Origin of the sequence: Ancylobacter vacuolatus (assembly GCF_030813595.1) — a bacterium.
In the GTDB taxonomy this organism is placed as follows: Bacteria; Pseudomonadota; Alphaproteobacteria; order Rhizobiales; family Xanthobacteraceae; genus Ancylobacter; species Ancylobacter vacuolatus.
Genome location: NZ_JAUSUH010000005.1, coordinates 12,390 through 36,396, shown reverse-complemented (window position 1 = coordinate 36,396; position 24,007 = coordinate 12,390). Strand labels below are relative to the sequence as shown.

Genomic DNA, 24,007 nt, shown 5'->3' with positions numbered 1-24,007 from the left:
GATTCAAAGCCGGCGCCGGGCAGCGGGATGGCTCACAGCCGCCATGCCTCGTCCGCACCCAGCTGCCGCGACAAGAGCCGCCCTTGTTCCAGCAAGGCCGCGCCGATCTGCCGGATCGTCTCCGTGTCGGCGATCCGCGTGCGCGGCCCGGAAACGGTGAGCGCCCCGGCCAGTTCGACACCGCCCGCTCCCCGCCGATAGACCGGCACCGCGACGGCCGCGACCTCGGCACTGCGCTCGCCGATGCTGACGATGGGCAGCCGCGCCATGCGGCTGCGAAGCTCCTCGGACACCACGGCCCGGCTGTCATAGCCCACCAGTACATGGCCGGCCGCGCCACGGTCGAGCGTTAGGGTCGCGCCCTCCATCACATGGTCGCGCACGGCGTGCTGCGATTCCTCGCGGAACAGGCACAGGCGCACCTCGCCCTGCCGCACGAAGAACGACGCGCTCTCGCCGGTCGTCTCGACGAGACGGCGCAGAACGGGGCGCACCATGTCCTCGATCTTGAACGAGCGCTGGTAGAGCAGCCCGAGGCGGAAGAGTTGCGGGCCGAGCCGGTACAGCTTGTTTTCCTGCCGCGACAGGAAGCCCCCGCGCTCCAGCGAGGCGGCGATGCGCAGGACTGTGCTCTTGTAGAGCCCGGTTGCTTCCGAAATCTGCGCCAGCGACATCTGGCCGTCATGGCTGGCGAAGGCCGACAGGATCGCCAACGCACGGTCCACCGCGTCGACACCTCCTTCGGCCTTGGGCGGCGCCCCTTCCCCCGACACCTTCCTGCTCGGCATGCGTCCTCCTTCTGAAGGTTCCGACTTGACCTTCCCACGCCTCACATGTTCTAACAGATGCAATCACGTTCTGCTAGACAGAACTTAAGTATCGTACCGGCTCGATCCGGTGCGGCGAGGAACGCCAATGACATCGCCTTCCGCGCCCCTTTCGGGCATTCGCGTGCTGGATTTCGGCCACACCGTCATGGGTCCGTCCTGCGGCCTGATCCTCGCCGACATGGGCGCCGAGGTTATCAAGGTCGAGCCGGCGCCGAAGGGCGACCCCACCCGCGACCTGCGCGGGTTCGGCATGGGCTATTTCGGCTATCTCAACCGCAACAAGCGCTCGATCGCCGTCGACGCCAAAACCGATGAAGGCCGCGATATCATTCTGCGGCTGTGCGACAGCGCCGATGTGCTGATCGAGAATTTCGGCCCCGGCACGATGGACCGGCTCGGCCTCGGCTTCACAGCGCTGCACGCGCGCAACCCGCGCCTGATCTATGCCAGCCTCAAGGGCTTTCTCGAGGGCCCCTACAGCCAGCGCCTCGCGCTCGACGAGGTGGTGCAGATGATGAGCGGCCTCGCCTTCATGACAGGTCCGAGCGGCCGGCCGCTGCGCGCCGGCACCTCGGTGGTCGACATCACCGGCGGCCTGTTCGGCGTGATCGGTATCCTCCTCGCCTTGCGGCGGCGCGACGAGACCGGCCTCGGCGAGGAAGTGCGCACCGCCCTGTTCGAGACCGCCGTGTTCCTGATGGGCCAGCACCTCTGCTACGCCGCCCGCACCGGCGTCGCCATCCCGCCCATGCCCGAGCGCGTGTCGGCGTGGGCGGTCTATGACGTGTTCCAGCTGCGGGACGGCCAGCAGCTTTTCGTCGGCATCACCAGCGACAATCACTGGCAGCGCTTCTGCCGCGCCATGGGGCGGCCGGAACTGTTGGACGATCCCGACCTCAAGACCAACAACCAGCGCATCGTCGCGCGGTCCCGCCTGATGGCGCTGCTGGTGGAGATGTTCGCCAATCTCGACCTGTCCTCCGCATCGGCGCTGTGCGAGAGCGCGCATATTCCCTTCTCGCCGATCGCCCGCCCCGAGGACCTGTTCACCGATCCCCATCTCAAGGCGACCGGCGGGCTGATGGCGACCGAGCTGCCGGACGGCACTCGTACCGCGCTGCCGCGTACCCCCATCCAGATGGAAGGCGTGCCGGACCATGTGCTCTCCGACCCGCCGCTCGTCGGCGAGGACGCGCGCGCCGTGCTGACGGGCCTCGGCTATGGCGCCGCCGACATCGAGGCGCTGATCGGCGCCGGCATCGTGCGCGCCGATGCCCGACCGCCGCGCGAACAGCTTCACCCGGCCCATAGCGGAGCCGCCTGAGGCGGCCGCCAGCCGGCGAATGATCTCAAAAACAAACGCCCCGGCAAACGGGACGACAGCCAACCAATCAGGTTCCTGGGAGGGAAACGATGAAAAGCCTTCATCTACTCGCCGCGACACTTGCCATCGGCCTCGGCCTTGCCGGCCCTGCGCTCGCCCAGACGGCCAAGCCGCAGCTTGAAAAGCCCGACGTGACCATCGCCGTCGGCGGCAAGCTGGCGCTCTACTACCTTCCGCTCAACATTGCGGACCTGAAGGGCTTCTTCAAGGAGGAAGGCCTCAACGTCACCATCGCCGACTTCCAGGGCGGCTCGAAATCGGTGCAGGCCGTGGTGGGCGGCAGCGCCGACGTGCTGTCCTCGGCCTATGAGCACATGATCAACCTGCAGGTGCTCGACCAGCCGCTCACGACCTTCGTGCTGCAGGGCCGCTATCCCGGCTTCGTGCTCAGCGTCACGCCGGAACTGGCGAAGGATTGGAAGGGAGTGGAATCGCTGGTCGGCAAGAATGTCGGCGTCACCGCCCCCGGCTCCAGCACCAACAAGATGATCGACCTGTTGATGATCCGCGGCGGGTTGAAGCCGAGCGACGTATCCATCATCGGCGTCGGCGCGGGCCCCAGCGTGCTCGCGGCCTTCCGCAACGGCCAGATCCAGGCCACCGTGCAGGCCGACCCCGCCAGCACGCTGCTGGTCAGCGAGGGACTGGCCGAGCCGAAGGTCGACACCCGCACGCTCGAAGGCACCGAGCAGGTCTATGGCGGCCCGATGCCGGCCGCCTCGCTCTCCGCGACCACGGCCTTCATCGAGAAGAACCCGAAGACGGTGCAGGCGCTCACCAACGCCATGGTGAAGGCGCTCCACTTCATCCAGACCGCCTCGAATGAAGAGATCCTCGACGTGCTGCCCGCCGACATGATGGTGGGTGGGGATCGCGCGCTCTACAGCGAGATGCTGGACCGCGTCCGCCCCGCCTTCTCGCCCGATGGCCGGCTGTCCAAGGAAGCGGTCGAGACCACCTATGAGGCGCTGAAGATCTACAATCCAAAGGTCCGCGACGCCAAGAACGTCGATCTCGATGCCACCTACACCAACGTCTTTGTCGACAAGGCCGGGGCGGGGGGCTGAGCGATGAGCGCCGCAGCCCTTCAAGTTGCCGATCGGGAGAACAGGGTGATGCCCGGCATCGAAACGGCCGTTCCGGCCCTCGCGCTTCGTGACATCGCCTGCCATTTTCCCGCGCGCGGCAATCCCGGCGGCACCTATACCGCCGTCCGCGATTCGACCATCACCATCGCGCCCGGGGAATTCGTCTCGATCGTCGGCCCGACGGGCTGCGGCAAGTCGACCTTGCTTAACGTCGCTTCCGGTCTGCTCAAGCCGAGCCAGGGCACGGTCGAGGTGTTCGGCAAACCGCTGACCGGCATCAACCGGCAGGCCGGCTACATGTTTCAGGCCGATGCGCTCATGCCCTGGCGCACCGCACTGGAAAACGTCGTGGTCGGCCCCGAATTCGCCGGCATGAACCGCGCCGAGGCCGACCGCCTCGGGCGGGATTGGATGGCCCGTGTCGGCCTTGCCGGCTTCGAGAAGGCCTATCCCCATCACCTTTCGGGCGGCATGCGCAAGCGTGTGGCGCTGGCGCAGATGCTCATCATGGACCCCAAAGTGATCCTGATGGACGAGCCGTTCAGCGCGCTCGATGTCCAGACCCGGCAGCTGATGGAGAACGAACTGCTGGAGCTGTGGCAGGCCGACCGCAAGTCGGTGATGTTCATCACCCACGATCTCGAAGAGGCCATCGCCCTCTCCGACCGGGTGATCGCCCTTGCCGCCGGACCGGGCACGCATCCCATCGGCGAGTTCAAAATCGACCTGCCGCGCCCGCGCGACGTCGCCGAGATCCGGCACCTCGGTGAATTCAGCCGCCTGCATGCGCAAATCTGGGAGGCCCTCAAGGACGAGGTTCTCAAGGGTTACGCGCAAGGCAAGCGCTAGAGCATTTTCCGCGAAAGTTGACAGACTTTCGCGACGAGAAAATGCTCTAGCTTATTGAATACAAAGCACTTTCTGATCGATCAGATGATTCCACCTGATCGGAAAGGGCTCTAGAGCACTGCCGGTGAAAGCCGGTTCCTGATGTGCTCCAGGGTTTTGTTTTACGCATTTTCCACACGCGAACCGGAACCCACTTCGCTCGAAAATGCTCCAGAGGAGAGCCACGGGATGTTCCGCTTGAAAAATCCGAGGATCGTCCTCGTTCAAATCCTGATCTTCATTCTGTTCATCGCCGGATGGAAAGCGCTGACGACCTTCGGCATCATGTCGAAATTCTTTGTTGGTGACCCCTTCGTCGTCGCGGCTCGCCTCTACGACTGGTTCTCGACCGGGATGATCTTCAGGCATCTCGGTATCACTCTCTATGAGACCGTCGTCGCCTTCATCCTCGGCTCGGTGCTCGGGCTTCTGGTCGGGCTGTGGCTGGCGCTAAGCCCGACGGCCTCGCTGCTCGCCTCGCCCTATCTGAAGGGTTTCAACGCGATGCCGCGCGTCATCCTCGCGCCGATCTTCGCGGTGTGGTTCGGCCTCGGCGTCACCTCCAAGATCGCGCTCGGCATCACCCTTGTCTTCTTCGTGGTGTTCTTCAACGTCTATCAGGGCGTGCGCGAGGTGAGCCCGGTCACGCTCGCCAATGCGCGCATGCTCGGCGCCTCCCGCGCCCAGCTGCTGCGCACCGTCTACATCCCCTCCGCCACCAGCTGGGTGTTCTCCAGCCTGCATGCGGCGGTCGGCATGGCCTTCGTCGGCGCGGTGATCGGCGAATATATGGGCTCCTCCGCCGGTGTCGGCTACCTCATCCTGGAGGCGGAAGGCCTGTTCGACATTAATGGCGTGTTCGCCGGTGTCATCCTGCTCACCTTCTTTGCCCTGATCCTCGACGCCATTGTCGGCATCGTCGAGGCCCGCCTGCTGCACTGGCAGCCGCGTGAAGCGACCACCGTAGGAGCCCCGGCATGAACCGCCCCCTGAGCACCCGCGTCGTCACCTTCGCCCGCCGTCCCAACGGCATGCCGGACGCCTCCTGCTTTTCGCTGGAAAGCCGGCCCCTTCCAGCGCTCGGCGAGGGGCAGGTTCTGGTCGAGAACCACTATCTCTCGCTCGACCCCTATATCCGCATGCGGATGGAGGCGAAGGATTCCTACGCGCCGGTCATGGCGATCGGCGAGACCATGGTGGGACGCACCGTCGGGCAGGTGGTCGAGACCCGCGACGCCGCAGTTCCGGTGGGGTCGTGGGTGGTGGGGCGCCTCGGCTGGCAGGACTATTCGGTCGGCACCAAGGCGGATGTGCAGTTCATCCATCCCGACCGCGCGCCGATCTCCGCTTATCTCGGCTCCCTCGGCTCCACCGGCATCACCGCCTGGATCGGCCTCGTGCATATTGCCGGCGTGAAGCAAGGCGAGAGCGTGCTCGTCTCCGCCGCCTCCGGCGCCGTCGGCAGCGTGGTGGGGCAGCTCGCGAAAGCGCGCGGCTGCCGCGTCGTCGGCATTGCCGGCGGAGCGCGCAAATGCGCTGTCGTGCGCGAGCGCTTCGGCTTCGATGACTGCGTCGACTACAAGGCGCCCGACTTCACCGAACGCCTCGCGGAGGCCGCCGGCTCGGGGTTCGACGTCTATTTCGACAATGTCGGCGGGCCGATCTTCGACGCCACCCTGCCGCTGATGCGCCTGTTCGGCCGCATCCCGCTCTGCGGCCTCGTCTCGCAATACAACGCGGCCGAGCCCTATGGCGTGCGCAACCTGCGGGAAGTGTTCAACAAGCGCCTCACCCTTCGTGGCTTCGTGCTCTCCGACCATCGCGATGTGTGGGACAGCGCCACCCGGGAGCTGGAACAGGCCTATGCCGAGGGAAGGCTGGTCTATGAGGAGACCGTGACCGACGGCCTCGACAACGCCGCACAGGCTTTCATCAGCATGCTGCAGGGCGGAAACATCGGCAAGCAGCTCGTGCGCATCAAGGCCGCCTGAGCTTCCCGGCAGCCAGCGAGGATTATTCCCATGCATGCAAGCCTCTATATCGGCGGCGAATGGCGTGCCACGCCGGCCGCCAAGCCCGTCATCAATCCGGCGACGGGCGAGAGCGTCGGCACGGTCGGCGCCGCCGGCACGGCCGATCTCGACGACGCGCTCGCGGCCGCGGCCAGCGGCTTCCGCGTCTGGAGCCAGACCCTCGCACATGAACGCGGCCGCCGCCTCATCGAGGGCTGCCGCCTCATTCGCGAGCGCATCGACGCCATTGCCCGAGTCATGACGCTGGAGCAGGGCAAGCCGCTGACCGAGGCCAAGGGCGAGATCGCCATCTCGGTCGACAATCTCGAATGGATGGCGGAAGAGGCCACCCGCGCCTATGGCCGCATCCTGGTGCCACGCACGCCGGGCATCCAGCAATTCGTCCATCGCGAGCCGATCGGCCCGGTGGCAGCGTTCACGCCGTGGAACTTCCCGGCGCTGACCCCGCTGCGCAAGATCGCCGGGGCGCTGGCGGCCGGCTGCTCGCTGATCCTAAAGCCCTCCGAGGAGACCCCGCTCACCGCGTTCGAGCTGGTCCGTGCCTTCCACGATGCCGGCCTGCCGCCCGGCGTGCTGAACCTTGTCTTCGGCCGATCGGCGGAGATTTCAGCCCATCTCATCGCCTCGCCGGTCATTCGCAAGATAACGTTCACCGGCTCGACCCCGGTCGGCAAGCATTTGCTGGGTCTCGCTGCACAGGGCGCGAAACGGGCGACGATGGAACTCGGCGGCCATGCGCCGGTGATCGTCTGCGACGACGTGGATGTCGCCTCGGCCGCCGCGCTCGCGGTCAAGGCCAAGTTCCGCAATGCCGGGCAGGTGTGCACCTGCCCCACCCGCTTCTTCGTGCAGGAGGGCGTCTATGACGCCTTTGTCGACGCCTTCACAGCGGCGACGCGCAAGATCGTGGTGGGCAACGGCCTGGAGCCCGGCGTCGAAATGGGTCCGCTCGCCAATGCGCGCCAGCTCAGCGCCATTGAGGGGCTGGTCCGTGATGCGGTCGAGCGCGGCGCACGTATCACCACGGGCGGACGGCGCATCGGCAATGACGGGCTGTTCTATGAGCCGACGGTGCTCGCCGACGTGCCGGACACGGCACGGATGATGTCGGAGGAGCCCTTCGGCCCCGTGGCGCCGATCCAGAAGGTAGCGAGCCTCGACGAGGCGGTGGCCAAGGCCAACGCCCTGCCCTTCGGCCTCGCCTCCTATGTGATGACTCGCTCACTGTCGCGGGCCGACCGGCTTTCGCGGGCGATCGAGGCCGGCATGGTGGTGGTGAACCACTTCACCGTCTCGACGCCGTCCTCGCCCTTCGGTGGCGTCAAGGAAAGCGGCTACGGCTCGGAAGGCGGCGTTGAAGGCCTCGACGCCTATCTCGTCACCAAATCGGTGACCATGCGCCTCGCCGGTGAGGATTTGCAGCCATGAGCTTTCCCGCCCCGCCCGATCTGACCACCATCACCATTCTCCAGTTCAACACCCAGGTGCATTTCGGCTGCGGCGCACGGGCGCGCCTGCCGGATCTGGTCGCCCGCGCCGGCATGCGCCGGCCGCTCATCATCTCCGATCCCGGCGTCGCCGCCGCCGGCGTGCTCGACATGGCGCTGGCGGCGGCGCCGAGTGCGGCGCAGGCGCCCCGCTTCCTCGACACTCCGCCCAACCCGACCGAAGCCGCCTCGCGCGACGGCGCGGCGCTCTACCGGCGCGAGAGGTGTGACGGGATCATCGGTGTCGGCGGCGGCGCGGCGCTCGATCTCGCCAAGGCCATCGCTATTCTCGCAACCGACGACGCGCCGCTCTGGGATTTCTGCAACCGGCACGCCCGGCCCCGCCCGATTGTCGGCCCCGCGCCGCTGATCCTGATGCCGACTACCTCCGGCTCGGGCAGCGAGGTCGGGCGCTCGGCGGTCATCGTCTTCGACAATGGCATCAAGGCGGGCGTCGGCTGCCCCTCGATCGTCACCGCCGCCATCGACGACCCCGAACTCACCGCCGGCCTGCCCGGTCGCATCACCGCCGTCACCGGCCTCGACGCGCTGTCGCATTGCGTGGAGACGTTCTGTTCGCCGACCGTAAATCCCCCGGCCGACGCCATCGCCCTTGACGGGTTGGCTCGCGCCTTCGGCGCGCTGGAGGCGGCCACCGTGAACGGGGCGGACATGCTGGCGCGCTGGCAGATGATGATGGCCTCGCTTGAAGGCGCCGTGTGCTTCCAGAAGGGCATGGGCGCGGTGCATGCCCTCTCCCACCCCATCGGCGCGCTCGGGCATCACCACGGCACGCTGAACGGGATTTTTCTTCCCCTCGTGGTGCACCACAACGCGGCCGTGCTCGGGCCGAAGCTCGATGCCATGCGCAAGGCGATGGGGCTTGCGCCGGGCGCCGGCATCGCCGAGGCGCTCGACGCGCTGAACCGGCGGCTCGGCGTGCCCCGGCGCCTTTCCGAGCTGGGCCTCACGCGGGAGGACCTCGCGCCGATCCCGGAAAAGGCGCTGCAGGACAACGCGCACAAAACCAATCCGCGCCCGCTGGACGCCGCCGATTATCGCCTTTTGCTGGACCAGGCGTTTTGAGCCGAGGACCCGACATGACCAGTTCGCCCGAAGACCGCATCAAGGACTGGTGGTCCACCGCCATCGTCGATATCGAGCCCGGCAAGATCGCCTTTCGCGGCTATCCCATCGAGGAGCTGATCGGCCGCATCGGCTTTGCCGAGATGGTCTGGCTGATGGTGCGCGGCGAGCTTCCCGGCCCGGAGCGGGCGGCGCTGCTGGAGGCGTGCCTCGTCGCCGGCGTCGATCACGGCCCGCAGGCGCCCTCCATCGCCATTGCCCGCATGTCGATGACCTGCGGCATCGACATCAACAACGCCATGGCCTCCGCCACCAACGTGCTCGGCGACGTGCATGGCGGCGCCGGACAGGCGGCGCTGGAGCTTTATCTCGCCATCGACGCGCGCACCCGCGCCGGCGAGAGCCTGGCCGAGGCGCTGGAGACGGTGCTGCGACCGCTGATTGAGGCTCGCCAGCCCCTCCCCGGCTTCGGCCATCGCTTCCACCCCGTCGACCCCCGCGCGCCCCGGCTGATCGCGCTAGCGCGCGAGGCGGTCGCGGCGGACACCATCGGCGGCGACTTCGTCACCATCGGCCTCGGCGTGGAAGACTGGCTGGCGGCGGCGAAGAACCGGCGGCTGACCATGAATATCGACGGCGTGACCGCCGTGATCTTCGCCGAACTGGGCTTTTCGCCGATGCTGGCGCGCGGGCTGTTCATCCTGTCGCGCTCGGTCGGCATCATGGCGCACGCGCATGAGCAGGCGCAGCAAGGCGGGCGCATCAAGGGGCCGACACCGCCTGCCTTCGGCTATCGCTATGCCGGCGTCGGCCGCCGCACCCTGGCCGAGCCGGACTGAAGCGAGGGGTGACGTCATGCGGGACAGCTTCGGCACGCGCGCCTCGTTCGAGGGGCACCACATCGTCGATCTCGGAGCGATGGCCCGCCGCTTTCCGAAGGTGGCGACAAGGCCGGTTTCCTCGCGCATTCTCTTGGAGAACCTGCTCCGGCACGAGAACGGTACCAGCGTCACGAGCGCCGACATCGAGGCGGTCGCCAGCGGCAGGGCGGGCGGCGATGTGGAGATCGCCTTCCACCCCGGCCGCGTGGTGATGCAGGATTATGCCGGGCTGCCGGTGCTGCTGGACCTCGCCGGCCTGCGCGATGCGGCCGCCGTGCGCGGCCTCGATCCGGCGCGCCTGCATCCGGCCGTTCCTTCGGCGCTGGTGGTGGACCATTCGCTGATCGCCGAGGCCGCCGGGCGGGCGGACGCCGCCGCGCTGAACCTCGCGCAGGAGTTCGACGCCAACACGGAACGCTTCGCTTTTCTCAAATGGGCGCAGCGCGCCTTCGATGGCCTGCGCGTGGTGCCGCCCGGCAAGGGCATTGTCCACCAGGTCCACATCGAACATCTGGCCGAAGTGGTTAGCGAACGTTCGCGCCCCGACGGCGTCTGGCTGCACCCCGACACGGTGATCGGCACCGACAGCCACACGCCCATGGTCAACGGCCTCGGCGTGGTGGGCTGGGGTGTCGGCGGCATCGAGGCCGAAGCCGTGCTGCTGGGCGAGGCGGTGTCGATGCAGCTGCCGCCGACCGTCGGCATAAGGCTGGAAGGCGATGTGCCCACGGGGATTCTCGCCACCGATATCGTGCTCGCCCTGGCCGAGCGGCTGCGCCGGCACGGCGTGGTCGGCGCCATGCTGGAATTCTACGGCCCCGGCGTCGCCGCGCTCGCCGTCGCCGACCGGGTGACCATCGCCAACATGACGCCGGAGTTCGGCGCCACCTGCTCCTTCTTCCCGACCGACAGCCGGACGCTGGACTATCTGCGGCTCACCGGCCGCGACGAGCGGCGGGTCGGCTGCATTGAGGCCTATCTCCGGCATAACCGCCTCTGGTTCGAGCCTGATTTCGTGCCGGACACCGATGACCGCCTCACCTTCCGCCTCGACGGATTGCGGCGCGTGGTCTCGGGTCCAAGCCGGCCGGAACAGGCCCGCGACCTCGCCGACATGCCGGCCGTCGCCGCGGCAGCGATCGGGGCGCAGCGGACAGAATCGACCGTGCTGCGCGACGGCGACATCGCCATCGCCGCCATCACCAGTTGCACCAACACCTCCAACCCTTCCGCCATGATGGCCGCCGGCTTGCTGGCGCGGCGTGCCCGCCAGCGCGGCCTTGCCGTGCCGGCGCATGTGAAGACCTCCTTCGCGCCCGGCTCGCAGGTAGTGACGGACTATCTCGACGCCGCCGGCTGCCTCGACCATCTCGCCGCCCTGGGTTTCCAGGTGGTGGGCTATGCCTGCGCCACCTGCGTCGGCAATGGCGGCGGGCTGAAGCCGCACATCGAGGCCGCCTATGACGCCGCGCCGGCCCATCTGGTCTCGGTGCTGTCGGGCAACCGCAACTTCGAGGGGCGCATCCACGCCAAGGTGCGCTCGAACTTCCTCGCCTCGCCGCCTCTGGTGGTCGCCTATGCGCTGGCCGGCACGGTTCTCGTCGACCTGACCCGCGATCCCGTCGGCCATGACCGCGAGGGCCGCCCCGTCCTGTTGGACGATCTATGGCCGAGCGCGGCGGAGATCGACGCCGCCCTTACCGAACATGTCACCCGCCAGCCGTTCGAGCGTCGCTACGCGGGCATCGAAGAGGGCACGCCGGACTGGCAGAATCTCGCGGCGACTGAGGATGCCTGCTTCCCCTGGCATCCGGACAGTTCCTTCCTGCGCTCGCCGCCCTTCTTCGACCTCCCGCCACTGTTCGCCCCCGGCGCGCCTGTCCTCCGCGCGGCGCGGCCGCTCCTCGTTCTTGGCGACATGGTGACGACCGATCATATCTCGCCGGTCGGGCAGATCGCCGCCTGGGGACCTGCGGCCGGCTATTTGCGCGAGCAGGGCATCGCGCCGAGCGCCTTCAACGCCTATGGCGCGCGGCGCGGCGCGCATGAGGTGATGGTGCGCGGCACCTTCGCCGGCACAAGGCTGCGCAATGAGCTTGCCGACCGGGGCGGCGGCTTCACCCGCCTGCTGCCCGAGGATGTGACGCTCGACATCTTCGCCGCCAGCCGCGCTTGCCTCGACCGGAACGAGGATCTGATCGTCGTGGCCGGCAAGATGTATGGCGCCGGCTCGGCGCGCGACTGGGCGTCGAAGGGCACCCGGCTGCTCGGCATCAAGGCGGTGCTGGCCGAGAGCTTCGAGCGCATCCATCGGGCCAATCTCGTCCGCATGGGTGTGCTGCCTCTGGAATTCGCGGAAGGGGTGGACCGCCTCATGCTCGGCATTGGCGGCAGGGAGCGCCTGTCGCTCGCCACCCCGCTGGCCGATCTCGTGCCGCGCCAGAACGTCCCGATGCTTCTGCACCGGGCGGACGGGAGCACAATCGGCTTCTCCGCGCGGCTGCGCGTCGATACCGCCGTCGAGATGGACTATCTGAAGGCCGGCGGCATCCTGCCCTATGTCGCGCACAGGCTCTGGGAGAGGGCCGGCTTGGCGGCCTGACCGACGGCAGGTTCTTGGTTTCCGGAATATCGGGCAAGGGCCATCTTCCGGCAGCCGCGCCGGATGGGCAAAGCCAGAAGGGGCGCCGCTGCCGGAATTCGTAGCGGCGCTCTCAGTTTCTCCGGGCCTTTATGTCACGCAACACTTCGCGGGCGGCGTTGAAGCCCGGAATGCCGGAGACGCCGCCGCCGGGATGCATCGAGGAACCGCAGATATAGAGCCCCTTCACCGGCGTACGGTAATCGGCATAGCCCGAGACAGGCCGCTGGAAGAACAACTGGTCGGTCGAGAGCTCGCCATGGAAGATGTGGCCCTGCGGCAGGTTCACGATGTTCTCAATGTCAGGCGCGACGAGCAGCTGCGCCTCGATAACGTCGTCACGGAAGCCGGGGGCATAGTCCTCGATCGTGTCGAACACGGTCTTGCGGAAGTTCTCCTTCTCGGTGGCCCAATCGGCCCCCTTCAGCGTGTAGGGCGCGTGGCCGCCGAACAGGTTGACCACATGTTTGCCCGGGGGCGCCAGCGTGGTGTCCACCATGGTCGGCACGACGGGCGTGATGAAGGGGCGGGACGAGTACCAGCCATGCTTGGCCTCGTCATAGGCGCGTTCGAGATAGTCGATGTCGGGCGCGATGTGCATGTAGGTGGGATAGTCGAAGCTGCCGAGCGTCCCCTCCCGCCGCACCCGGTCCAGAATGCGATATTGCGGCGGGCGCTCGCAGGCGATGTTCATCTTGAAGGCCGTTGAGAAGGTGCGGTAGCCCTTAATCTCCCGCACCACCTCCTCGGGAAGATGCCGTTCGCCGACAAGGTTGAGATAGAGGGTCTTGGCGTCGGCATTGGAGATGATGGTCTTCGCCGCATAGGTCTCGCCAGTGGTGGTCGACACTGCCGTCGCGCGGCCGTTCTGGATTCGCACTTCCTTGATCGGCGCGCCGGTGACGATGTCGACACCCTTCTCGCGCGCCGAGTCGGCCAGCGCCTGTGTGATCGACCCCATGCCGCCCTTGATGAAGCCCCAGCCGCCAGCGCCTTCATGCTCGCCCATGATGTGATGCATGATGACATAGGCCGAGCCTGGAGTTTTCGGCCCGGCAAAGGTGCCGATCGAGGCGTAATAGGCCAGCACCGCCATGATGCGGTCGTCGTCGAACCATTCGCGCAGGAAGTCGTAGGCACTCATCGTCAGCATGTCGACGATGCGGTACATCTTCCGCCCGATCTTGCGATGGCGCCACAGCAACGAGGCACCATCCTTGAAGGTGCGCCAGTCGCGCTTGGTCGGATCGACCGGCGTCTCCCACAGCAGCTTGCGCACGATATTGGCCGCCTCGTTCAGATAGCGGTCGAATTCGGGGTAGATGTCCGCATCGTGCTGGGAGAAGCGGGCGAAGCTCGCCTGCGACTTGGCGATATTGTCGGAGAACAGGATGTAGTTGTCGCCGTCGAGCGGGGAGACCATGTCCGAACAGGGCAGCACTTCGAGCCCATGCTTCTTGAGCTCCAGTTCGCGGATGATGCGCGGGTGAAGAAGGCTCATCAGATAGGAGAAGATCGAGGCCCGGAATCCCGGGGCGATCTCCTCCGTCACCGCCGCGCCACCGACGACGTCGCGCCGCTCCAGCACCAGCACCTTCTGCCCCGCCTTGGCGAGATAGTTGGCGCAGACGAGCCCGTTATGCCCTGCGCCGATGATGATGGCGTCGTAAACCTTGCCTACGGTGATGTCGGCACTCATCGCTTCAACCCCAAGCTGACTGATGGCTGTCCGAAGGACGGCACGAATTACTCCGCAGCGACACCGCGCAGCGGGGCCTTCGGTTCGAGCCCGTCGCGGCACATTCCTTGGAAGGCCTTCACCGCGTATTCGTATTTCGGCGAGAGTGGCCCGCGCGTGTAGATGCCGGCCTCAAGGTTGCGCTGCACGCCGGTGATGATGTCGAGATCCTCGGTGACGATCTGCGCCGACCACTCGGCCGATTGGCGGTTGGCCTCCGCCTTCTCCGGCGAGACGTCGTTGAAGAAGTACCAGTTGATGTGGCGGATGCGCCCCGGCCCCAGCGGCTCGACGGTGGCGATGGAGGAGCCCCAGTCGTAGAGGTTGAGCATCAGGAAGGGGAAGCGATAGAAATAAAGCCCCCGCGTCAGCCCGCCATCGCGCTTGGGCGCGTGCAGGTGAAAGAACTTGTCTTTCGCATAGGTGTCGATGCGGTAATTGTCGATGTCCATCGACTCGCACAGGCCCGGATGCATGGTCCGGCAGTGATAGCATTCGAGATAGTTCTCGCCGTAGACTTTCCAGTCGACCGCACAGTCGCGGTTCTTCGCCATGAAATAGTGCTGCTGCTCCAGCGGATAATCCGCCGCCATGTCGTGGATCGGGCCGAGCCATTCAATGAGGTTCTCGCCGCCACGCTCGATGCGCAGGAAGACAAGGCCCCGCCATTCCTCGGCATCGATGGCGTAGAGCCCCCAGGCCTGGGGGTCGAAGGTGATGCCCTCGCCGAAATCCACCGCCTTGTTGAGACTGCCGGAACGGGTGAAGCTCCAGCTGTGATAGGGACAGACCACGAGCTTGCCGCAGTGGCCCTCCTCCTTCTCCAGCAGCTGCGCGCCGCGATGGCGGCAGACATTGTGGAAGGCGCGGACCACGCCCTCATCGTCGCGGATGACGAAGACGGGAAAGCCTGCCAGCGTGCCGGAGACATAGTCGCCCGGCTGCTTCAGCCGTTCCGACCAGGTGAACAGCATCCAGTTGCGGGCGAAGATCTCCTTGCGCTCGCGCTGGTAAAGGGCAGGATCGCAATAGTCGCTGGCCGGCAGGGTCCAATCGAACATGCCGCTGGTGGCGGCGTAGGTTTCGGCGCTCATGTGCGGTTCTCCCGGGCTTTCGGATCTTGGCGATCCGTTCAAATTTCAGGTGCGATAGGAGGGATCGATCTCGTCCAGCATGCGCAGATGGGCGTCCCATTCGAGCTGAAGGTCGCCGTCGTCGAAATTCATCTGGTCGTATTGCGCGCCGACCTTCTCGCAGACCTCGCGGGGCGGCAGCACGATCTCGCGGCCCATGGACAGGGTCGCCACCTGCACCTCGCAGGCCCGCTCCAGATAGAACATCAGGTTGAACGCCTCGGCGACGGTGCGCCCGACGGTCAGCAGACCGTGATTGCGCAGCAGCAGGCCGCATTTCGTGCCGAGGTCGGCGATGATGCGTTCGCGCTCGTCGAGGTCGAGCGCGATACCCTCATAATCATGCAGGCCCAACCGGCCATAGAACTGCAGCGCGATCTGGTTGAGCGGCAGCAGCCCCTCCTTCAGCGAGGCCACCGCCATGCCGGCGCGGGTATGGGTGTGGATGACGCAGGCCGCGTCGTGCCGGCTCATATGCACGGCGGAATGGATGGTGAAGCCGGCCGGATTCACCCGGTGCGGACTGTCGCCGACCTTGTTGCCGTCGACGTCGATCTTCACCAGCGAGGAGGCGGTGATCTCCTCCCAGCGATGGCCATAGGGGTTGATGAGGAACCGCCCCGGCTCGCCCGGCACCCGCACGGTGCAATGGGTGTAGATCAGGTCGGTCATCCGGAAATGCGCCAGCAGGCGATAGCAGGCGGCGAGTTCGACCCGCTGCTGCCATTCGGCGGCGCTCATATCGGGGCTCAGGCTGGCGACGGCCATGATGGCTTTTCCTCAGTTCGGTTCGGCAACGGGGCGCGCAGCGGCGGCGTCCCAGTCCTCAAGCGCCCATTGGCGCAGTTGCAGGGCTTCCTCCGCGCGGTCCGACAATTCCTCGCCCTGCGCATCGGTGATGGCGTAGTCGCGGGGCCCGAGTTCGCACAGGAACAGGCAGTCGGCGTCCGTGCCGTGGCGCGCCTGCCATGAGGTGAACCCACGCCGCCACCAGTCGCGGAACACGGCGACCCAGGGCTGGTGCTGGGGGAAATGCAGCGGCAGCTGCACCTGGCAGCGATTGGCGACCCGGCCCTGGAAGGAATCCGAGCACTCCAGCAGCCGACCCACCTGCGCCTGGTAGTCGGCGCTGATCGGCAGCATCATCTCGCGGTCGACGACATAATGCGACAGGTCGGCGGCGAGCCGCATCTCGGGAATCGCATCGAGCAGCAGCAGCGTTGCGAACATGTCGTTGGTGATGCAGTTGCGATGCGTCTCGAACTGCAGCGGCACGCCCTCCTCCCGCCCGACCCGCAGCCACGCCTCGATGACAGGCACCATGTCCGCCACCGAGAGCGGCATCACCTGGCCGATGACGATGACGAAAGGCGCGCCGATCTCCTTGGCGAGGTGCAGCGCCGGGCGCAGTTCCTCGATCGAGCGCGGAAAGGCCGTCAGCAGCCCGCCAAGCCCGGTGCGGGCGAATTCCGGCACCGTTTCACGCGCGGCCTCGATGTCCATGGCGCCGAGATCGATCGCCATTCCGTCGAAGCCGGCCGCCTTCACCGCGTCGAAGCGCTCGGCCACCGGCCGCTCCGGCGTGCCGGGGTGGCGCTGTTCGGTGGCCCAGAGCGACTGGTAGACCTTGAGCGGCATGGGTCAGGCCTGCTTCGCGGTGCGAGGCCCGACCGGCTCAAGGTCGGTATCGTCCATGATCCAGATCTTGTCGTCGGGATAGTCGGCCTCGGTGCGCCCGTTCCAGAACGCCCTGATCACCGCCAGCTGGAAGCCGAGATAGGTCATCGAATGCGGCTTCCGACCCTTCTCGACGAAGATCGTGCGGTGCAGGTCCGGCAGCCGGTGGAACGGCACGCCGGGAAAGGCGTGATGGGCGGTGTGAAACTGCATGTTCCAGCACATCCAGCGCATGATCGCGTTGGTGCGCGTCGTGCGGGTGTTCTCGGTGATCTGGTCGATATGAGGCAGGCCGAGATGTTCGATGGTGTTCTGCAGCTGGTGCACCGGCTTCATGACAAGCATCGGCAGCAGCCAGAGCTTGACCGCGATCCAGCTGCCCGTCGCCACGGAAAGCACGGCAATCAGGGCATAGCCCGCCAGGTGCCAGCGCGCCTCGCGGATCACCTTCGGGTGCTGGTCCGCGGGAATATAGTGCTCGCTGACGATGCCGAGCGAAAAGCGGATGACGCGACGGATGCGGGTGTACCAATAGGTGGGGCCGAGCACCCAGAGCAGGTAGGAGAGCATCGAGTAGCGCTCGCGGCCCAATTCGCCGTCGCCTTCCCAGTCCTGCGTATAGCGGTGATGGGCGAAGTGCTGGATCTGGTCGAAATCGCGGGGATAGATCAGCACGAAGCCGAACAGGCGGCCGAAGGACTCGTTGAGCGCCTTGGTCTTGAAGACCGTCGAATGGCTCATCTCATGCTGGCCGGCATAGAGGAAGTTGATCAACGCGCCGTGCACCATGAACGCTGGCACCATCCACCATGTGCCCCAGCTGAACCAGAGCGCCGTGCCGGTGATCGCCAGCGCGCCGAGATGGCTCCCGAGCTGGATGAAGCCCGAGACATCCGATTTCAGGCTCAGCTCCTTGAGCCGGGACGGGCTGATCATATCCTTGCGGCCGAATACCTCGTCCATCTCACTCCTCCTCGAATTCGGGGCGGCGCTGGAACACCATGCGGGCCAGCAGGATCAGCAGGGTGACGACGATCAGCACCACCGAGATGGCGGCGATCGCCGGGTCGACATTGTCGCGAAGCCCCATCCACATCAGGCGCGGCAGGGTGATCGCGTCGACGCTGGTGATGAACAGCGTGACGCCGATCTCCTCCCAGGACAGGACGAAGACCAGCAGCGCCGCCGTCGCGACGCCGAAGGCGATGTTGGGCAGGATAACGTGGAGGATGCGCTGGGCGACGCTCGCGCCCATGCCGCGCGCGGCGAGGTCGATGCGCCGGTCCAACTGCGCCAGCGCCACCAGCACCATCACCACCGCGAAGGGCACGGTCATCACCGTGTGGGCAAGGGTCACGCCGACGACGCTGTCGAAGCCGATGGAATGGGACATCTGCGACATGCCGGTCAGCAGGAAATACAGCGTCATCGCCGAGACCACCGGCGGCACGATCATCGGCAGCAGCACGAAGCCGACCAGAAGCTGCGAAAAGCGCGGCTGCAGCATCCAGATTCCCAGCGCGAAGCTGGTCGCCAGAGTGGTGGAGAGGACGCTGGTGAACAGGCCGATGCGGGCACTCAGCAGGATGCTGCGCAGCCAGTCCGGGTTTTCGAACAGCGTGCGGTAATGCGTCAGCGAAAGGCTGCCCTTGGGCAGCGTCAGCAGCCGGCCGGGCGTGAAGGATATCGGCACCACCGCCAGCAAGGGCAGCAGCAGGAAAACCCCCACCAGAAGGGCGAGCACGACCGCGACGGGGCCGGGGCGCTGGATCCTCATCGCCCGCCCCCCGTCAGGCCGAGCCGGGCGAAACGCGCGAGCAGGCCCATCAGCGCAGCGACGATGACGACCAGCGCCACGCTGATCGCCGCGCCCAGCCCCCAGTCCGGGCTCTGGAACATGCGCAGATAGACCAGCTCGGCCACCATGATCGACCGGCCACCGCCAAGAATGGCCGGGGTGACGAAAAAGCCGAGGCTAAACACGAAGACGATCAGCGTCGCCCCGATGACGCCGGGCAGCGTCAGCGGCACGAACACCGACCAGAAGATGCGCAGGCGCGAGGCGCCCATGCCGCGCGCGGCGAGCAGCATCCGCTCGTCCACCGTCCGCATCGCCGAGGCGAGCGGCAGCACCGCGAAGGGAATGAGCACATGCACCATGCCGGCGATCACGCTCGGCTCGTTGCGCACCAGCGCCAGCGGCCCGTCCGTGAGCCCGAGCGCCTGCAGCGACGAATTGACGATGCCGCGCGTCGACAGCAGGGCCAGCCAGCCGAAGGCGCGCGTCAGCAGCGAGATCCAGAACGGCACGAAGATGCAGATCTCGATGAGACGCCGCTGCAGCCGGGAGCCGCGCACCCAGACATAGGTCACTGCGTAGGCGCAGGCGACCGCGATCACCGTCACGATGAGGCAGATGCGGAAGGTGCGCAGGAACACCGACTGCACCAGCGGGTCGCCGACCAGCCGCTCATACTGGCCCAGCCCCGGCTCCGGCAGCGTGACGCTCCAGAGCGCCACGCCGAAGAACGGCAGGGCATAGGCAAACGCCAGGAACAGCACCAGAGGTGCCGTCAGGGCGAGTGCGGGCCAGAATGCCGAGGAACTGCGCATGGTTTGATCCGTCGATCGGGCAGCCCTTCCGCGCGAGCCGCGCGGAAGGGTGGGAGGCTCACGCCGAGATGACCCGGGTGAACTCGTCGAGCGCGGCGCCGTAATTGTCGGCGTACCAGGGCATGTCGAGCGCGACCTGGCTCTTCATGTTGGCGGGATCGACCGGGTTGTAGCGCTTCTGGTCGGCCGGGATCAGCGCATCGGTCGCCGGGTTGGCCGGCCCCTGCCCGAGCATCTCGAACATGATGAGCTGGCGCTCGGGCACGGAGGTCGAGGCGATGAACTTCATCGCATTCTCCTTGCCGCCGGGGTTGTTCTTGATCACCGCCAGCGCGCCCGGCGACAGCAGCCCCTGGTCCCAGGTGAACTTGATCTGCCCACCGGAATCCTTCTCGATCAGCGAGGCGCGGGTCGACCAGATCAGCCCCATCGAGGCGTCGCCGCTCAACATCAATTGCTGGCTCTCGGCGCCGCCGCCCCAATAGGCGGCGACATCGGGCTTCAGCGCGGCGATCTTGGCGTGGGCACGCTTGAGGTCGAGCGGGTAGAGCTTGTCGGGCGCGACGCCATCGGCCAGCAGCGCCGCCTCCCACATGCCCGCACCCCATTTATACATGGTGCGCTTGCCCGGGAACGTCTTCACATCGAAGAAGTCGGCCATGTTCTTGGGCGGATTGGCACCATATTTCTCGGCGTCATAGGCCAGGACATAGGAGAAGAAATAGGTCGAGGCCGCGTATTCCCAGTCAAAGCCGGGGCGCATCTTCGCCTTGTCGACGACGCTGTAGTCGATCGGCTCGATCATCCCCTGCTTGCCGAGCGAGATGGCCGAGAACGGGTCGGCATCGACGATATCCCAGGTCGGCTTGCCGCTCTTGAACTGGGCGGCGATGGCGCCCTCGGTCGGGCCGGTGCCGTCCTCCTTGACGACGATGCCGGTCGCCTTCTCGAAGGGCTGGCCATAGGCCTTGTCGTAGGCCTTCAGCGCGTCGCCGCCCCAGTTGACCAGGACGAGCTGGCGCACCTGCGCCAGCGCCTCCGGCGTGCGCAGCAGCAGCGGGGCGCCGCCGAAGATCAGGGCGGCAAGCTGGGTGAAGCGGCGGCGGCTGATGTCTCCCCGTGCGGCCTTCGCCGCGAGGATGTCGAGGCAGTCTTTCCGGAAGGCGTCGTTCACGGCGTGCTCCTGCTGTTTTCAGCTTTGCTCTGGAAGAAGGAAGCCATTCTCAAAGGACCAGGTGACCCAGAAGTCCGGGCCTCGATCGAGGATCCGGCCGGCAGCCTCGCTCGACAGGGTCACGGTGAGCGGGGTGCCGCTGCGCGTCGCGAAGGCCAGGCGCATGGCCGAGCCGAGATAGGTGGTGCCGGCAAGCCGGGCGGGAACGCCGTTGCCCTCTTCCGGCGGCTCGGCGCTGACCGACATGTGCTCGGGCCGCACCGCCAGCACGGCGCTGCCGTTGAGATGGTCGTGCCGGGGCGCGGTCAGGCGCGCACCCTCGAACATGCCGCTGGTGCCGCGCGCGCAATGGCCGATGCCGCCGACCGGCAGCAGGTTGATCTCGCCGAGGAACTCGGCGACGAACCGGCTCGATGGCCGCTCATAAATGTCGCGCGGCGCGCCGAGCTGAAGCAGGCGGCCATGGTTGAAGATGGCGATGCGCGAGGACAGCGACAGCGCCTCGCTCTGGTCATGGGTGACGAAGACGAAGGTGGTGCCGAATTCGCCATGCAGGCGCGCCACCTCTTCCTGCATGCGCCCGCGCAAATGCTTGTCGAGGGCGGAGAACGGCTCGTCCAGCAGCAGAACCGGCGGCTCGAACACCAGCGCGCGGGCCAGCGCCACGCGCTGCTGCTGCCCGCCCGACAGCTGGGCGGGCCGCTTGTTCTCATGTCCCACCAGCCCGACACGGGCGATGATGGCGTCGACCCGCCGGGCGATGTCTTCGCGGGCAATGCCGCGCACCTGCAGCGGAAAGGCGATGTTCTGCGCCACGCTCTTGTGCGGGAACAGGGCGTAGCCCTGGAACACCATGCCGAAGGAGCGATCTTCCGCCCGGCTATTGGTAATGTCGACGCCGTCGCTGAGAAGCTGGCCCTCGCTCGCCGCCTGAAAGCCGGCAAGCAACATCAGGAACGTGGTCTTGCCGGAGCCGGAGGGGCCGAGCAGGGTCAGGAACTCGCCGGGCGCGATGTCAAGCGTGATGTCCTTCAGCGCGGTGAAGTGGCCGAAGGATTTGCCGATCCCGATCACCTGCAACCCGACAGCCCGTTTGCTCACGTTCGCTGCGCGCTCCGTTATATGTAGAAATCCTAATCTGGCGATCCTCTCACCTCAAATGAATTAAAATCCCGCATGGCGTGAAGAATATTCACTTCATTGCCGACGACCTAGGCACCGAAGACAAGTCGCCTATGAATGCATCAATCAACTACGCATGACAGGCGCCGTCTGCACGAGCCGCGACTTCAGCCAGGCCGCGAAGGCCTGTATCGCCGGATTTCCGGGACGGTCGCGCGGCGTGACGAAATAATAGGCCCGCGCGGCACGGATGGTGAGTTCGAACGGCACGACCAGCCGCCCGGTTTCGACCGCTTGCCGGCAGACGAAATTGTCGCCGATGGCGATCCCCTGCCCCGCCAGCGCCGCCGCCAGCACGAGGTTCATGTCGGAGAAGATCACCCCCTGGTCCGTGCGCGGCCCGACCACGCCGGCCGCCGTCAGCCAGGTCAGCCAGTCACCGAGCCCGTCGAGATGCAGCAGCACCGAGCGGAGCACGTCGACGGGTTCATTGAGGCCGCCCAGCTGATTGAGCAGCACCGGGCTGCACACCGGCATGAAGTCGACGACGCTGAGCAGTTCCACGCTGTGGCGCGGCCAGTCGCCATCACCATAGGCGATGAAGGCGTCGACGCCCGGCGCGTCGACATCCTCCAGACGTGGCGGCGTGACGATGCGCAACGTCACGCCCGGATGCAGCTGGCGGAACTCGGCGACATGTATGCACAGCCAGAAGGTGGCAAAGCCCGGGGTCGAGCTGACCGTGATCGCGCCCTGCAGCAGCCCCCGGTCACCATAGTGCACGGCGGCATCGGCGAGCAGGGCAAGAGCGGTGCGGACATCGGCGGCGTAACGCTTGCCCTGCGGGGTCAGCATCACGCCCTTGCCGGCGCGCTGGAGCAGGTCGAAACCGAGATCCTGTTCCAGGAAGCGCAGCTGGTGGCTGACTGCGCTGCGTGTGATGTTCAATTCGGCGGCGGCCTGCCAAACGGTGCCATGCCGGGCGAAGGCTTCGAGCGCGCGCAGGGCCTGCGTCGAGGGTAGCCGCATCGGTCGTCGTCCTTCGCGCGCGGCGCCCCCGCTCACACCGGCTTCAGATAGGTTTCGACCAGCTCGGTCCAGAAGGCGGCACCGATCGGCAGCAGGTCGTCGTTGAAATTGTAGCCGGGGTGATGGAGTGGCCGGTCATCTTCCGAAGCCCGTCCGCCGAGGAAGAAATAGCTGCCCGGCCGCGCCTTCAGCATATAGGCGAAATCCTCGCTTCCCATGCTGGGGCGCGCCATCTCCCGCACTTTCTCCGGTCCGGCAAAGCGCGTGGCAAGGTCGCGCAGGAAAGCGGTCTCGGCGGGGTGGTTGATGGTGGCGTCATAGCTGCGCTGATAGTCCACCGTCGCGCTCATGCCATAGCTCGCTGCCTGTCCCTCGGCGATGAGCCTGATGCGGCGCTCCAGCTCGTCGCGCACGGCGGGATCGAAGGAGCGGATGCCGATCACGAGCTCGGCACGGGCGGGGATGACATTGCTCGCCGCCCCGGCATTGAAGGCGCCGACGGTGATCACGCTCGGGTCCATCGGGTGGATGTTGCGCGCGACGATGGACTGCAGCGCCATCACGATGGAGGCGCCCGCCAGGATGGGATCGGCCGTTGCCTGCGGCTCGGCACCGTGCCCGCCGCGGCCATTCACGGTGATGCGGCACTCGTCGACCGCCGCCATGATCGGCCCGTCGCGGAACACGAAGGTGCCGAAGGGCACATCGGGATCATTGTGCAGGGCGAACACGGCATCGCAGGGGAAGCGGTCGAACAGCCCCTCCTCCACCATGATCTTCGCGCCGCCAAAATTTTCCTCCGCCGGCTGGAAGATGAGATGCACGGTGCCGTCGAAATTTCTCCGCTCGGCAATCGCCCGCGCCGCGCCGAGCAGCATGGCGGTGTGGCCGTCATGGCCGCAGGCATGCATCAACCCCGGCGTTTTGCTGGTGTAGGGCAGGCCTGTCTCCTCATGAATCGGTAGCGCGTCGATGTCGGCACGCACGCCGACCGAGCGCCCGCTGGTGCCGTTGGACAGCGTGGCGACGATCCCGGTCCGGGCGAGGCCGCGCGTGACATGGTAGCCGAGCGCGTCCAGCTCGCGGGCGATGACATCGGAGGTGCGCACCTCCTCGAGGCCGAGCTCGGGATGGGCGTGCAGGTCCCGGCGCAGCGCGACCAGCTCGGGCATTGCGTTGGTGAGCATGGCGCGAACGTTCATC

The 24,007-nt window shown here is 66.7% G+C and carries 21 protein-coding genes; 9 read left to right on the top strand and 12 right to left on the bottom strand.

The window, feature by feature from the left end:
• Positions 1-32: 32 nt before the first annotated feature.
• The gene (locus tag J2S76_RS12645) at positions 33-788 is read right to left on the bottom strand and encodes an IclR family transcriptional regulator (protein ID WP_307060806.1); all 756 of its coding nucleotides are present in this window, start codon (positions 786-788) and stop codon (positions 33-35) included.
• A 127-nt stretch (positions 789-915) separates the two neighbouring features.
• On the opposite strand from J2S76_RS12645, the gene J2S76_RS12640 reads away from it, so the two are divergent.
• The 9 genes from J2S76_RS12640 (at position 916) to acnA (ending at position 12,279) form a co-directional block, all read left to right on the top strand.
• On the top strand, positions 916-2,154 hold the full coding sequence (locus J2S76_RS12640) for a CaiB/BaiF CoA transferase family protein (RefSeq protein ID WP_307060805.1): 1,239 nt from the start codon (positions 916-918) through the stop codon (positions 2,152-2,154).
• Positions 2,155-2,243: 89 nt separating this feature from the next.
• Positions 2,244-3,281 carry an ABC transporter substrate-binding protein gene (locus J2S76_RS12635; RefSeq protein ID WP_307060804.1) on the top strand — a complete coding sequence of 346 codons (1,038 nt, stop codon included), beginning with the start codon at positions 2,244-2,246 and terminating at the stop codon, positions 3,279-3,281.
• Between the two features lie 48 nt (positions 3,282-3,329).
• Positions 3,330-4,151: an ABC transporter ATP-binding protein gene (locus tag J2S76_RS12630; RefSeq protein WP_307060803.1), complete on the top strand. Its 822-nt coding sequence runs from the start codon at positions 3,330-3,332 to the stop codon at positions 4,149-4,151.
• A 237-nt stretch (positions 4,152-4,388) separates the two neighbouring features.
• Positions 4,389-5,171, top strand: coding sequence for an ABC transporter permease (locus J2S76_RS12625; RefSeq protein WP_370874747.1), 783 nt, complete (start codon positions 4,389-4,391; stop codon positions 5,169-5,171).
• Positions 5,168-6,181 carry an NADP-dependent oxidoreductase gene (locus tag J2S76_RS12620; protein ID WP_307060801.1) on the top strand — a complete coding sequence of 338 codons (1,014 nt, stop codon included), beginning with the start codon at positions 5,168-5,170 and terminating at the stop codon, positions 6,179-6,181. Before J2S76_RS12625 ends, J2S76_RS12620 begins: the two co-directional genes overlap by 4 nt.
• Before the next feature lie 30 nt (positions 6,182-6,211).
• Positions 6,212-7,651 (top strand): NAD-dependent succinate-semialdehyde dehydrogenase, encoded by a 1,440-nt coding sequence (locus tag J2S76_RS12615; RefSeq protein ID WP_307060800.1) that lies wholly within the window; start codon positions 6,212-6,214, stop codon positions 7,649-7,651.
• Positions 7,648-8,796, top strand: coding sequence for an iron-containing alcohol dehydrogenase (locus J2S76_RS12610; RefSeq protein ID WP_307060799.1), 1,149 nt, complete (start codon positions 7,648-7,650; stop codon positions 8,794-8,796). The genes J2S76_RS12615 and J2S76_RS12610 overlap by 4 nt, the downstream gene beginning before the upstream one ends.
• 14 nt (positions 8,797-8,810) lie before the next feature.
• Positions 8,811-9,635 carry a citryl-CoA lyase gene (locus J2S76_RS12605; RefSeq protein ID WP_307060798.1) on the top strand — a complete coding sequence of 275 codons (825 nt, stop codon included), beginning with the start codon at positions 8,811-8,813 and terminating at the stop codon, positions 9,633-9,635.
• 16 nt (positions 9,636-9,651) lie between these two features.
• On the top strand, positions 9,652-12,279 hold the full coding sequence (gene acnA / locus J2S76_RS12600) for an aconitate hydratase AcnA (protein WP_307060797.1): 2,628 nt from the start codon (positions 9,652-9,654) through the stop codon (positions 12,277-12,279).
• Between the two features lie 112 nt (positions 12,280-12,391).
• Here the strand turns inward: acnA and J2S76_RS12595 are convergent, their stop codons facing one another.
• The 11 genes from J2S76_RS12595 to J2S76_RS12545 form a co-directional block, all read right to left on the bottom strand.
• Entirely contained in the window at positions 12,392-14,017 is a 1,626-nt protein-coding gene (locus J2S76_RS12595) for a phytoene desaturase family protein (RefSeq protein ID WP_307060796.1), read from the bottom strand.
• A 47-nt stretch (positions 14,018-14,064) separates the two neighbouring features.
• On the bottom strand, positions 14,065-15,150 hold the full coding sequence (locus tag J2S76_RS12590) for an aromatic ring-hydroxylating oxygenase subunit alpha (protein ID WP_307060795.1): 1,086 nt from the start codon (positions 15,148-15,150) through the stop codon (positions 14,065-14,067).
• Positions 15,151-15,195: 45 nt separating this feature from the next.
• A complete protein-coding gene (locus J2S76_RS12585) occupies positions 15,196-15,957 on the bottom strand; it encodes a class II aldolase/adducin family protein (RefSeq protein WP_307060794.1) in 762 nt (253 codons plus the stop codon).
• Between the two features lie 12 nt (positions 15,958-15,969).
• Positions 15,970-16,827, bottom strand: coding sequence for a sugar phosphate isomerase/epimerase family protein (locus J2S76_RS12580; RefSeq protein ID WP_307060793.1), 858 nt, complete (start codon positions 16,825-16,827; stop codon positions 15,970-15,972).
• A gap of 3 nt (positions 16,828-16,830) precedes the next feature.
• Entirely contained in the window at positions 16,831-17,829 is a 999-nt protein-coding gene (locus tag J2S76_RS12575) for a fatty acid desaturase (RefSeq protein WP_307060792.1), read from the bottom strand.
• Between the two features lies 1 nt (position 17,830).
• Positions 17,831-18,643 carry an ABC transporter permease gene (locus tag J2S76_RS12570; RefSeq protein WP_307060791.1) on the bottom strand — a complete coding sequence of 271 codons (813 nt, stop codon included), beginning with the start codon at positions 18,641-18,643 and terminating at the stop codon, positions 17,831-17,833.
• Positions 18,640-19,479, bottom strand: coding sequence for an ABC transporter permease (locus J2S76_RS12565; protein ID WP_307060790.1), 840 nt, complete (start codon positions 19,477-19,479; stop codon positions 18,640-18,642). Before J2S76_RS12565 ends, J2S76_RS12570 begins: the two co-directional genes overlap by 4 nt.
• A gap of 58 nt (positions 19,480-19,537) precedes the next feature.
• Positions 19,538-20,653 carry an ABC transporter substrate-binding protein gene (locus J2S76_RS12560; RefSeq protein ID WP_307060789.1) on the bottom strand — a complete coding sequence of 372 codons (1,116 nt, stop codon included), beginning with the start codon at positions 20,651-20,653 and terminating at the stop codon, positions 19,538-19,540.
• Between the two features lie 18 nt (positions 20,654-20,671).
• Positions 20,672-21,727: an ABC transporter ATP-binding protein gene (locus J2S76_RS12555; protein WP_307061151.1), complete on the bottom strand. Its 1,056-nt coding sequence runs from the start codon at positions 21,725-21,727 to the stop codon at positions 20,672-20,674.
• 174 nt (positions 21,728-21,901) lie between these two features.
• Positions 21,902-22,804 carry a LysR substrate-binding domain-containing protein gene (locus J2S76_RS12550; RefSeq protein WP_307060788.1) on the bottom strand — a complete coding sequence of 301 codons (903 nt, stop codon included), beginning with the start codon at positions 22,802-22,804 and terminating at the stop codon, positions 21,902-21,904.
• Positions 22,805-22,836: 32 nt separating this feature from the next.
• The gene (locus J2S76_RS12545) at positions 22,837-24,006 is read right to left on the bottom strand and encodes a M20 aminoacylase family protein (RefSeq protein WP_307060787.1); all 1,170 of its coding nucleotides are present in this window, start codon (positions 24,004-24,006) and stop codon (positions 22,837-22,839) included.
• Between the last annotated feature and the right edge of the window lies 1 nt (position 24,007).

Coding starts and splice junctions, on each gene's coding strand:
- J2S76_RS12645 (WP_307060806.1), bottom strand. CDS start 788: ATGCCGAGCAGGAAGGTGTCGGGGGAAGGGGCGCCGCCCAAGGCCGAA.
- J2S76_RS12640 (WP_307060805.1), top strand. CDS start 916: ATGACATCGCCTTCCGCGCCCCTTTCGGGCATTCGCGTGCTGGATTTC.
- J2S76_RS12635 (WP_307060804.1), top strand. CDS start 2,244: ATGAAAAGCCTTCATCTACTCGCCGCGACACTTGCCATCGGCCTCGGC.
- J2S76_RS12630 (WP_307060803.1), top strand. CDS start 3,330: ATGCCCGGCATCGAAACGGCCGTTCCGGCCCTCGCGCTTCGTGACATC.
- J2S76_RS12620 (WP_307060801.1), top strand. CDS start 5,168: ATGAACCGCCCCCTGAGCACCCGCGTCGTCACCTTCGCCCGCCGTCCC.
- J2S76_RS12615 (WP_307060800.1), top strand. CDS start 6,212: ATGCATGCAAGCCTCTATATCGGCGGCGAATGGCGTGCCACGCCGGCC.
- J2S76_RS12610 (WP_307060799.1), top strand. CDS start 7,648: ATGAGCTTTCCCGCCCCGCCCGATCTGACCACCATCACCATTCTCCAG.
- J2S76_RS12605 (WP_307060798.1), top strand. CDS start 8,811: ATGACCAGTTCGCCCGAAGACCGCATCAAGGACTGGTGGTCCACCGCC.
- acnA (WP_307060797.1), top strand. CDS start 9,652: ATGCGGGACAGCTTCGGCACGCGCGCCTCGTTCGAGGGGCACCACATC.
- J2S76_RS12595 (WP_307060796.1), bottom strand. CDS start 14,017: ATGAGTGCCGACATCACCGTAGGCAAGGTTTACGACGCCATCATCATC.
- J2S76_RS12590 (WP_307060795.1), bottom strand. CDS start 15,150: ATGAGCGCCGAAACCTACGCCGCCACCAGCGGCATGTTCGATTGGACC.
- J2S76_RS12585 (WP_307060794.1), bottom strand. CDS start 15,957: ATGGCCGTCGCCAGCCTGAGCCCCGATATGAGCGCCGCCGAATGGCAG.
- J2S76_RS12580 (WP_307060793.1), bottom strand. CDS start 16,827: ATGCCGCTCAAGGTCTACCAGTCGCTCTGGGCCACCGAACAGCGCCAC.
- J2S76_RS12575 (WP_307060792.1), bottom strand. CDS start 17,829: ATGGACGAGGTATTCGGCCGCAAGGATATGATCAGCCCGTCCCGGCTC.
- J2S76_RS12570 (WP_307060791.1), bottom strand. CDS start 18,643: ATGAGGATCCAGCGCCCCGGCCCCGTCGCGGTCGTGCTCGCCCTTCTG.
- J2S76_RS12565 (WP_307060790.1), bottom strand. CDS start 19,479: ATGCGCAGTTCCTCGGCATTCTGGCCCGCACTCGCCCTGACGGCACCT.
- J2S76_RS12550 (WP_307060788.1), bottom strand. CDS start 22,804: ATGCGGCTACCCTCGACGCAGGCCCTGCGCGCGCTCGAAGCCTTCGCC.
- J2S76_RS12545 (WP_307060787.1), bottom strand. CDS start 24,006: ATGAACGTTCGCGCCATGCTCACCAACGCAATGCCCGAGCTGGTCGCG.